Genomic DNA, 9144 nt, shown 5'->3' with positions numbered 1-9144 from the left:
CATGACAGTTGACTCCTACGGCGGTTTGTGTTGCCTGCGCAACGCGGACGCGCGCTACGCGCTAGAAGTTGCGGGTGAAGCGCACCGTGCCGCTGCCGTCGGCACTGCGCACCTGCACCACGAAGCGCAACTGGTCGTGGGCGCTGCTGCGCACCGTGCCGACGTAGTCGGTGTAGGCGTCGGTGCGGACCGCGCGCAGCGCCACCGGCTGGCGCTGGCCGCTGAGGTCGGTCGCCACCGCCTCCACCGTGCCCACCGCCGGTGCTTCCTCGCCGCCATGCAGGGTGCGCAGCGCGATCATCACCAACGCGGTGTCGGCCTCGCGGGCGATGCCGTAGCGGCGTGCCACGTCTTCGCTCATCGCCAGGGTGGGCAAGGCGTTGTAGTGCACGCGCAGCGTGCCGAAATCGGCCTGCGCCGGGGTGGCGGCGAGCAGCGTCGCCGGGCGTGGGGTGTCCTGGTCCGAGCAGGCGGCCAGGGCCAGGCATAGCAGCGCAACGGGCAAGACACGCATCGGCGCTCTCCGGGTTGGCGTGGCGAACAACAGGTCGTGCGCAGTCGCCAAGGGGATGCCGACGGCGCTCAGGAGTCGCAGTGTACGAGGGGGCGACGCCGATGCCGAGTACCGTCCGTGCCCGTCTGGTGCCCGCAGCGCTCAGTCGTCGTTGGCGGCGGACAGGGCACGACCGCGTTGCGCCGCCGCGGCGATCGCGGCTTCAGTCAGCGCCTCGAAGCCGCCGCGCTGGAAGGTCTCGATCGCGGCCTGGGTGGTGCCGTTGGGCGAGGTCACCCGCCGGCGCAGTTCGCTCGGCGCCTCGCCGGATTCGGTGAGCATGCGCGCCGCGCCGAGCACGGTCTGCAGGGTCAGGGTGCGCGCGGTGTCGGCGGGCAGGCCCTGCGCGATGCCGGCCGCTTCCATCGCCTCGGCGAGCAGGAACACGTAGGCGGGCCCACTGCCGGACACCGCGGTGACCGCATCGATCAGCGCCTCGTCCTCGACCCACACGGTGACCCCGGCGGCGGCCAATACGCGCTCGGCGTGGGCGCGCTGTCCGGCGTCGACGCCGGCGCTGGCGAACAGGCCGGTGACGCCGGCGCCGAGCAGGGCCGGGGTGTTGGGCATCGCGCGGACCAAGGCGTGCCCGCCGCCGAGCCAGCGGTCCAGTTGCGCGGTGGTGATGCCGGCGGCGATGGACACCAGCAGCGGCCGCTGCGCCAGCGCCAGCGTCGCCAGTTCGGTGCAGACCCCGCGCAGCACTTGCGGCTTGACCGCGAACATCCACAGCGCCGCGCCGTCGGCGGCCTCGGCCGCGGAGGCGACGGCGTGGACGCCGTACTCGGCGACCAGGGCTTCGCGCAGTGCCGCCACTGGCTCGGCCACACGGATGCGGCGCGGATCGGCGCCCTGCCGGACCAGCCCGGCGATCAGGCTGCGCGCCATGTTGCCGCCGCCGATGAAGGCGATATCGGCCGCTTGGGAATCGGGGGAAGCGGAAGCCATGTGCGCACCGTCGCGAAGAGGGAGCGCCATGGTAGCGGCTGCGCCGCGCCGCGCCGCGTTGCTGCGGTGCGGCGCAGTCCGGGTCACGCTGCGGAAGAACGCGCCGGCCGCCATGCGGACCGGCGCGACGGACTCAGTTGGACTCGGTGAAGGTGATCGACGGCGTGCTGCCGCCGGCCGTCGAGCAGCTGCCCAGGTTGAGGTTGTTGGTCTCGCCGGTGCTGCCGGCATTGGCCGCGCAGGTCGGGGCGGCGGTGGAGCCGTTGGTGGCGGCCACCTTCACCGTGATCGACGAGCCGGAGTTGAAGTTGGCGCTGGAACCGCCGGCGTTGCCGACCACGTTGAACTCGGCGTCCTTCCACACGGTGGCCAGCTTGACCACGCTGTCCCTGGCGCTGACGCTGTAGGCGGTGCCGTTGTTGGTGAAGGTGATGGTGTCGTTGCCGTTGGCGGTGGCCGAACCGGTCAGCTTGAGGTTGGCCAGTTGCGTGGCCGGCACGTCCGGCGCGCTGACCGCATTGCTGTTGCGGTAGCAGTCCGAACCGCCGCCGCTCATCCAGCCGCTCGGGCAGCTGCTGCCGTAGCCGATCAGCCAGTACTGCATGAACACCGCGGCCTGGCCCTGGGTCTCGTAGTCGGTGGCGTAGACGAACTGCTGCCACACGGTGCAGCCGGAGCGGCCGCCGCAGACGCTGGTGGTGGCGTTGTAGTTGGAGTTGATCTGCAGCGAGTACTCGTTCGGGCCGAGGATGCCGCCGCCGCCGAAGGAGGCCACGCCCACGCCTTTCTCCGAGGTCACGCCGGTCACCTGCGGGAAGCTGCCCACGACCTTGCTGATCAGGCTGCTGGAACGCAGCGCGTAGTCGTAGCCGTTGCCGGTGGTCTCGGTGGCGCCGAACAGGATCTTGTGCGGGATCGGATGCACGCGGCGGGTCAGGGTCTTGCAGACGTCCGTTTGCCACTGCGTATCGGGGAAGTTGGCATGGAAGCAGCCTTCCGCCGGCGTTGGTTGATGCGCCATGGTTTCGCGCCAGGCGGTGCGTGCCTGGACTTCCGCGGGCGACATCATCGCTTCTTCGTTGGTCCAGGCCGGCGTCGCCGTCGGCGCGGCCATGGCCGCGGGGACGTGCAGCAGACCAATGACGCAGGAGGCGAACAGCAATCGGGTGGATGCTTGCATCTGTGACCTCGTTCGAGCCGAGCGCATTCGGCAATGGACTGCGGAGTACCCGCGGTCGGCCGCCATGGAAGCGAAGCGCGCGCGTCTGAAACGTGACTGAATTAACGGTTTGCAACCGTGTCGCATGGTTCAGGAAGCACTGTCGGCGCGAACCTTTCATTCATCCCGAAATTCTATGGTTTTCAACGAGATCGCCTACGACATAATTCCGATGTTGGTGAATCGATTTTGAAGCGGCCGTAGACAAATCATCACGGTGTCACGGGCACTGCGGTAATGCGGCGCGGCAGCAGGGGGGTCAGCCGGAAGCGCGCGGACCGCGCGCCCCGAACAGGGCGGTGCCGACCCGCACCATGGTGGCGCCGGCGGCGATGGCGTCGGCGAAGTCGCTGCTCATGCCCATCGACAAGGTGTCGACCTGCGGGTGGGCGGTGCGCAGCCGCGCGAACAGGGCGTGCATGCGCGCGAACGCGTCGATGCGGCGTTCGGCCTCCGGCCACGGCGCGGGAATGGCCATCAGCCCGCGCAGCATCAGCGCCGGCTGCGCGGCGATGGCCGCGGCCAGCACGTCCACGGCGTCGGGCTGGCAGCCATGCTTGCTGGCCTCGTCGTCGATGTTGACCTGGATCAGCACGTTCAGCGGCGCGCGTTCGGGTGCTGCCGCGCGGCCCTTGGCCAGGGCGGCGACCAGCTTGGGCCGGTCCACGGTCTGCACCCAGTCGAACAGCGTCGCCGCCTGTTCGGCCTTGTTCGACTGCAGGTGGCCGATCAGATGCCATTCCAGTCCGGCCTCGGCCAGCGCGGCGATCTTGGCCGCCGCTTCCTGCACGTAGTTCTCGCCGAAGGCGCGCTGCCCCTGCGCGGCCAGCGCCGCCACGGCCTCGGCCGGCTGGGTCTTGGACACCGCCAGCAACTGCGCGTGCGGGCGCCCTGCGGCGTCGGCGGCGCGGTCCATGTCCAGGCGAATCTGTTGCAGCGGAGAGAGGGGCACGGCGGCGTTCCGGCAAAGGGAAGGGCGCTATACTGCCGGCCGGGGAATCATCCTTCCAGTCGCAGCCCAAGGGGAAAAGCAGCGTATGGATATCGCTGAACTATTGGCGTTCTCGGTCAAGAACAAGGCGTCCGACCTGCACCTGTCCGCGGGCCTGCCGCCGATGATCCGGGTCGATGGCGACGTCCGCCGCATCAACATTCCGGCGCTGGACCACAAGCAGGTGCACGCGCTTGTCTACGACATCATGTCGGACAAGCAGCGCCGCGACTACGAGGAATTCCTCGAGGTCGACTTCTCCTTCGAGATTCCCAGCCTGGCGCGCTTCCGCGTCAACGCGTTCAACCAGAACCGCGGCGCCGGCGCGGTGTTCCGCACCATTCCCTCGGAAGTGCTGACCCTGGAAGACCTGGGCTGCCCGCCGATCTTCCGTCAGCTGATCGACCAACCACAGGGCCTGATCCTGGTCACCGGGCCGACCGGTTCGGGCAAGTCGACCACGCTCGCCGGCATGATCGACTACATCAACAAGAACGAATACGGCCACATCCTCACCGTCGAGGATCCGATCGAATTCGTGCACACCTCGCAGAAGTGCCTGATCAACCAGCGCGAGGTGCACCGCGACACCCACGGCTTCAACGAGGCGCTGCGCTCGGCGTTGCGCGAAGACCCGGACATCATCCTGGTCGGCGAGTTGCGCGACCTGGAAACCATCCGCCTGGCGCTGACCGCGGCGGAAACCGGCCACCTGGTGTTCGGCACCCTGCACACCAGCTCGGCGGCCAAGACCATCGACCGCATCATCGACGTGTTCCCCGCCGGCGAGAAGCCGATGGTGCGCTCGATGCTGTCCGAATCGCTGCGCGCGGTGATCTCGCAGGCGCTGCTGAAGAAGGTCGGCGGCGGCCGCACCGCGGCCTGGGAAATCATGGTCGGCACCCCCGCCATCCGCAACCTGATCCGCGAGGACAAGGTCGCGCAGATGTACTCGGCGATCCAGACCGGCCAGCAGAACGGCATGCAGACCCTGGACCAGCACCTGCAGGACCTGGTCAAGCGCAGCCTGATCACCCGCAACCAGGCTCGCGAGTACGCCAAGGACAAGCGGTTGTTCGAGTGAGGCCGGGAATCGGGAATAGGGAATCGGGAATGGGAAGAGCAACCGCCCCATCCTTCCCGCTTCCGGATGCCCGCTGCTGCGATTCCCGATTCTCCATTCCCGATTCTCCATTCCCGATTCTCAGCTCCGAAGGAGCCGACCATGAGCACCATCGACTTCACCTCCTTCCTGAAACTGATGGCGCACCAGAAGGCGTCGGACCTGTTCATCACCTCGGGCATGCCGCCGGCGATCAAGGTGCACGGCAAGATCACCCCGATCACGCAGACGCCGCTGACCCCGCAGCAGAGCCGCGACCTGGTGCTGAACGTGATGACGCCGGCGCAGCGCGAGGAGTTCGAGAAGACCCACGAGTGCAACTTCGCCATCGGCGTGGCCGGGGTCGGGCGCTTCCGCGTCAGCTGCTTCTACCAGCGCAACCAGGTCGGCATGGTGCTGCGCCGGATCGAGACGCGCATTCCCAGCGTGGACGAGCTGAACCTGCCGCCGGTGATCAAGACCCTGGCGATGACCAAGCGCGGCATCATCATCTTCGTCGGCGCCACCGGCACCGGCAAGTCGACCTCGCTGGCGGCGATGATCGGCTACCGCAACCAGAACTCCACCGGGCACATCATCACCATCGAGGACCCGATCGAGTTCGTGCACAAGCACGAGGGCTGCATCATCACCCAGCGCGAGGTCGGCATCGACACCGACAGCTGGGAGAACGCGCTGAAGAACACCCTGCGCCAGGCGCCGGACGTGATCATGATCGGCGAGGTGCGCACCCGCGAGGGCATGGACCATGCCATCTCCTTCGCCGAGACCGGCCACCTGGTGCTGTGCACCCTGCACGCCAACAACGCCAACCAGGCGATGGACCGCGTCATCAACTTCTTCCCCGAGGACCGCCGCAGCCAGCTGCTGATGGACCTGTCGCTGAACCTGCGCGGCGTGGTCGCGCAGCAGCTGATCCCGACCCCGGACGGCAAGGGCCGCCGCGTGGCCATGGAGATCATGCTCGGCACGCCGCTGGTGCAGGACTACATCCGCGAGGGCGAGATCCACAAGCTCAAGGACGTGATGAAGGAATCCACCAACCTGGGCATGAAGACCTTCGACCAGAGCCTGTTCGAGCTGTACCAGGCCGGCGAGATCAGCTACGAGGATGCGCTGCGCCACGCCGATTCGCAGAACGAGGTGCGCCTGCGCATCAAGCTGGCGCAGGGCGGCGACGCGCGCACCCTGGCGCAGGGCCTGGACGGGGTCGAGATCGCCGAGGTGCGCTGAGCCTGGTGGGCGAGCGCAGGGCCGGCCGCAGGGTGCGCCGGTGCGGAACCAGGATCGCGCCGGTTGTCTCGCGTTCCTGTGCGGGTGTCGAGTTTTCAATCAAGCGTCCGTCGTCGGTCCATCGTGGACGCGTCAGCCGAAGGGAGGGAAGCCGCCATGAACGAACTGCCTGAAGTGCTTTGGTCGAACGAGCCGCATGCCGGCGACTACATCAATTCCGTGGCGGTGTCCGACGATGGCAATGTCATCGTCGCCGGCACCTTCTTCCACGATTACGGCGATACGACGCAGACGTCCGGGCTGGACGCAGTGCCTGTCGAGCAGCGCAAGGTCTTCGAGCGTATCGCGCCTGCTGCCACGCGCAGCGACGTCGGCAACGATCAGCAAGGGTGTTACGGCACCTACGCCTGGGATGGGGCCGGCAACCTGCTGCTGAAGAAGGAATTCGAAGGCTGGCAGGGCGTGTATTGGGTCGATGTCGCGGGGGACGGGGGCACCATGGCCAGCTGCGGCTGGAAGAGCCAGCAACCGTACGCCGGCTTCATCGGTGCCTGGGCGGTCTCGGGCGGGAAGGAATTGCTGTCCTATGCGCTCCCCGGTCGCGGCAACATGGTGTCGCTGGACGCGCGTGGGCAAACGTTGCTGGCCGGGGCCGAGCAGGGCTATCTGTTCTGCCGCGAGGGCGACGCGTCCTTCGGTGCGCCCGTGTGCATCGCCCTGAGCGGCAAGGGCGACACCGTGGTCGCCACGGGCATCGCCGCAGACGGCGCCACCGGGCTGGTGGCCAGCTATCACGGCGAGATCGTCCTGTTCTCGATCACGTCCGGACAAGCGGCGGCCCTGGCGCGCTGGCAGTTGCCCAACGGCGCCTACACCCACGGCGCGGTGCTGTCCGGCGATGGGCGCAGGGCCTATGCCGGCGCCAGCGACGGCACGCTGTACGCGTTCGACGTGGCGGCGTTCCAGAAAACGCCTGGGCCGGCCTGGACCGAGACGGTGCCCGAGGGCGCCACCACCATCTACGGGGTGGCCTGCGATCGCGCCGGCAACAAGGCCGCGATCGCCGGCAATCTCAAGGGCGGTGGCGTCGTCGCCGTGTACGCCGATGCCGGCACCGCTGCGACGCTGCAGTGGACCGCGCACAGCGCGCACTCGCCCAACTGCCTGGCGTTCGACCCTGACGGGCGCTGGCTGGGGCTGGCCGATGGCCATCCCGATGGGACGCCCGGCGGGTTCACCCTCTGGAACGCGGTCGACGGCACGGCGCTTTGGTCCTATGGCACGGACAACATGAGCTGGCCGATCCGGCTGAACAGCGGTGCCACCGTGGTGGTGGGCGGCAGCGACGACGGCTCGGTCACCGCCTTCGTCGGCCCCGGTTCGGCGATCGGCCGTGGCCGTGCGGAGTCGGATGGATGACAGGCAGGGACGCCGAGGCGCCGTTGCGTACGCGCGTCGCGGCGCCGCGCCGTCCCGGCGCGCTGCTGGTGCTGTCGGTGGTGCTGGTGGGGGCGTGGCTGGCGGTCTTCGAGTTGGCGCGGGTCCTGGACTATCAGCCGCATGCGAGCCTGTGGTTCCCGCCGGTGGCGGTGACGCTGGCCACGTTCATGGTGCTGGGCTGGCGCGGTGCGCCGGCGATCGCCATCGCCTGCGTGCTGGCCACGCTGCTCAGCTTCTATCGCACCAGCGACCACCCCGTCGTCCCCGGTCGGGCGGTGCTGGGATACGCGCTGTTGTTCACCGCCCAGCAGTTCTGCGTCTGGGGCGGCCTGGCCTGGCTGCTGCGCCTGGTCGGCCGCGGGGTGTCCTCGAGCAGCCTGCCACGTGTGGTCACCTGCTTCATCCTGGGGGGCGGTGTGGCGTCGCTGCTGTCTGCCTGCCTGGGCGGCGCGGGGCTGGCCGTCACCGGCGCGATCGACTTGCCGAGCATGCTGGCGCAGTTGATCCCGTGGGCGATCGGCGACTACGCCGGCCTGCTGGCGCTCGGCCCGCTGGCGATCGTCGGGGTGCTGCGCCTGGCCGAGTGGCTGCAGATCGTGCCGCAGCCGGGTATCCCGCGCCTGTCGGGGATGGTCGCGCCGGCCGGAAGCGTCTCTGCCTACTTGGTCAAGCTCGCGTTGCTGCTCGGCGTCACCCTGGCGGTGATGGCGCTGGCGGCGGCGTTGCCGCGGCAGCCGGCCGTGGTGTTCGCGCTGTTCGTGGTGGTGGTGATCCAGTTGTGGATCGTGCATACCCACGGGATGCTGCAGGCGCTGGTGGCGATCGCGGCCTTCAGCCTGCTGATTGCCGTGGCCACGCCGTTGCTGCGGCTCGAGGCGCAGGCGCTCGCGCTGCAGTTCGCCATGATCAGCCTGGCGGCGAACAGCTACTTCGGCTTGGCCGTCCCCGGGCTCTATGCCGACAACACGCGGCTGCGCCATGCGCTGGTGCGCGATCCGGTGACCGCGGCGCTGTCGCGCACCGGATTCCTGGAGCAGGTGCTCAACGATCTGCAAGTGGCCGCGCAGGACCCACGTCCGCTGGCGGTGATCGTCGCCGACATGGACAACCTCAAGGCGATCAACGACCAGTTCGGACACGCCGCCGGGGATGCGGCCCTGCGCGCCTTCGTCAAGCGCTGCCGGCGTTGCCTGCGACCGGGCCAGTTGCTGGGGCGCCGGGGCGGCGACGAGTTCGCGCTCTACCTGCCGCTGACCACGCCGGAGAGGGCGCAGGGGCTGATCGACGCGCTGCGCGGTGCGCTTGCCAAGCCCGGCGACGACGACGGATTCGCGACCGCACTGTCGGCCAGCTTCGGCCTGGCCCTGTGCCACCGCCGGGATCTGGACGCGGAGGCGCTGGAGGAGCTTCTCGAACGCGCCGATGCAGAGATGTACGCGGACAAGCGGCAGCGCCGCGCGGTGGCTGTGCGCTGAGGGTTCCGCTTGTCCCGTCGGGAGGAGGTGCCAGCAGGGGCGGATGAGGGGAGGGCGAAGCCTCGTGGTCTTGGTTCGGCGGGACGCTTCGCGCCGTACCCTCGCCCCAACCCCTCTCCCGAGGGGAGAGGGGCTTTAGCTGTTCCTTCTCCCCTCGGGAGA

At 68.9% G+C, this 9144-nt stretch carries 8 protein-coding genes; 4 read left to right on the top strand and 4 right to left on the bottom strand.

Annotated features, from left to right (window positions below):
• Positions 1 to 61 precede the first annotated feature (61 nt).
• The 4 genes from CEK65_RS20550 to CEK65_RS20535 all read right to left on the bottom strand — a co-directional run bounded on the left by CEK65_RS20550 (position 62) and on the right by CEK65_RS20535 (position 3672).
• Entirely contained in the window at positions 62 to 514 is a 453-nt protein-coding gene (locus tag CEK65_RS20550) for a DUF4426 domain-containing protein (RefSeq protein ID WP_017909920.1), read from the bottom strand.
• A 141-nt stretch (positions 515 to 655) separates the two neighbouring features.
• Positions 656 to 1501 carry a pyrroline-5-carboxylate reductase gene (gene proC / locus CEK65_RS20545; RefSeq protein WP_152182829.1) on the bottom strand — a complete coding sequence of 282 codons (846 nt, stop codon included), beginning with the start codon at positions 1499 to 1501 and terminating at the stop codon, positions 656 to 658.
• Positions 1502 to 1634: 133 nt separating this feature from the next.
• The gene (locus tag CEK65_RS20540) at positions 1635 to 2663 is read right to left on the bottom strand and encodes a hypothetical protein (RefSeq protein ID WP_017913913.1); all 1029 of its coding nucleotides are present in this window, start codon (positions 2661 to 2663) and stop codon (positions 1635 to 1637) included.
• A 316-nt stretch (positions 2664 to 2979) separates the two neighbouring features.
• Positions 2980 to 3672 carry a YggS family pyridoxal phosphate-dependent enzyme gene (locus CEK65_RS20535; protein WP_152182828.1) on the bottom strand — a complete coding sequence of 231 codons (693 nt, stop codon included), beginning with the start codon at positions 3670 to 3672 and terminating at the stop codon, positions 2980 to 2982.
• Positions 3673 to 3757: 85 nt separating this feature from the next.
• Here CEK65_RS20535 and CEK65_RS20530 point away from each other — a divergent pair, with 85 nt between their 5' ends.
• From CEK65_RS20530 to CEK65_RS20515, 4 genes are all read left to right on the top strand, one after another.
• Complete coding sequence (locus tag CEK65_RS20530; protein ID WP_010344138.1) at positions 3758 to 4795, top strand: type IV pilus twitching motility protein PilT; 1038 nt, start codon at positions 3758 to 3760, stop codon at positions 4793 to 4795.
• Positions 4796 to 4936: 141 nt separating this feature from the next.
• On the top strand, positions 4937 to 6067 hold the full coding sequence (locus CEK65_RS20525; protein ID WP_010344137.1) for a PilT/PilU family type 4a pilus ATPase: 1131 nt from the start codon (positions 4937 to 4939) through the stop codon (positions 6065 to 6067).
• Between the two features lie 156 nt (positions 6068 to 6223).
• Positions 6224 to 7486, top strand: a complete 1263-nt coding sequence (locus CEK65_RS20520) for a WD40 repeat domain-containing protein (RefSeq protein ID WP_017913914.1) — start codon at positions 6224 to 6226, stop codon at positions 7484 to 7486.
• Entirely contained in the window at positions 7483 to 8982 is a 1500-nt protein-coding gene (locus tag CEK65_RS20515) for a diguanylate cyclase (protein WP_152182827.1), read from the top strand. The genes CEK65_RS20520 and CEK65_RS20515 overlap by 4 nt, the downstream gene beginning before the upstream one ends.
• Positions 8983 to 9144 lie beyond the last annotated feature (162 nt).

It is taken from the genome of Xanthomonas sp. LMG 12459, from assembly GCF_009192905.1.
In the GTDB taxonomy this organism is placed as follows: Bacteria; Pseudomonadota; Gammaproteobacteria; order Xanthomonadales; family Xanthomonadaceae; genus Xanthomonas_A; species Xanthomonas_A sontii.
This window is presented reverse-complemented; position numbering and strand designations above follow the sequence as displayed.

Coding starts and splice junctions, on each gene's coding strand:
- CEK65_RS20550 (WP_017909920.1), bottom strand. CDS start 514: ATGCGTGTCTTGCCCGTTGCGCTGCTATGCCTGGCCCTGGCCGCCTGC.
- proC (WP_152182829.1), bottom strand. CDS start 1,501: ATGGCTTCCGCTTCCCCCGATTCCCAAGCGGCCGATATCGCCTTCATC.
- CEK65_RS20530 (WP_010344138.1), top strand. CDS start 3,758: ATGGATATCGCTGAACTATTGGCGTTCTCGGTCAAGAACAAGGCGTCC.
- CEK65_RS20525 (WP_010344137.1), top strand. CDS start 4,937: ATGAGCACCATCGACTTCACCTCCTTCCTGAAACTGATGGCGCACCAG.
- CEK65_RS20520 (WP_017913914.1), top strand. CDS start 6,224: ATGAACGAACTGCCTGAAGTGCTTTGGTCGAACGAGCCGCATGCCGGC.
- CEK65_RS20515 (WP_152182827.1), top strand. CDS start 7,483: ATGACAGGCAGGGACGCCGAGGCGCCGTTGCGTACGCGCGTCGCGGCG.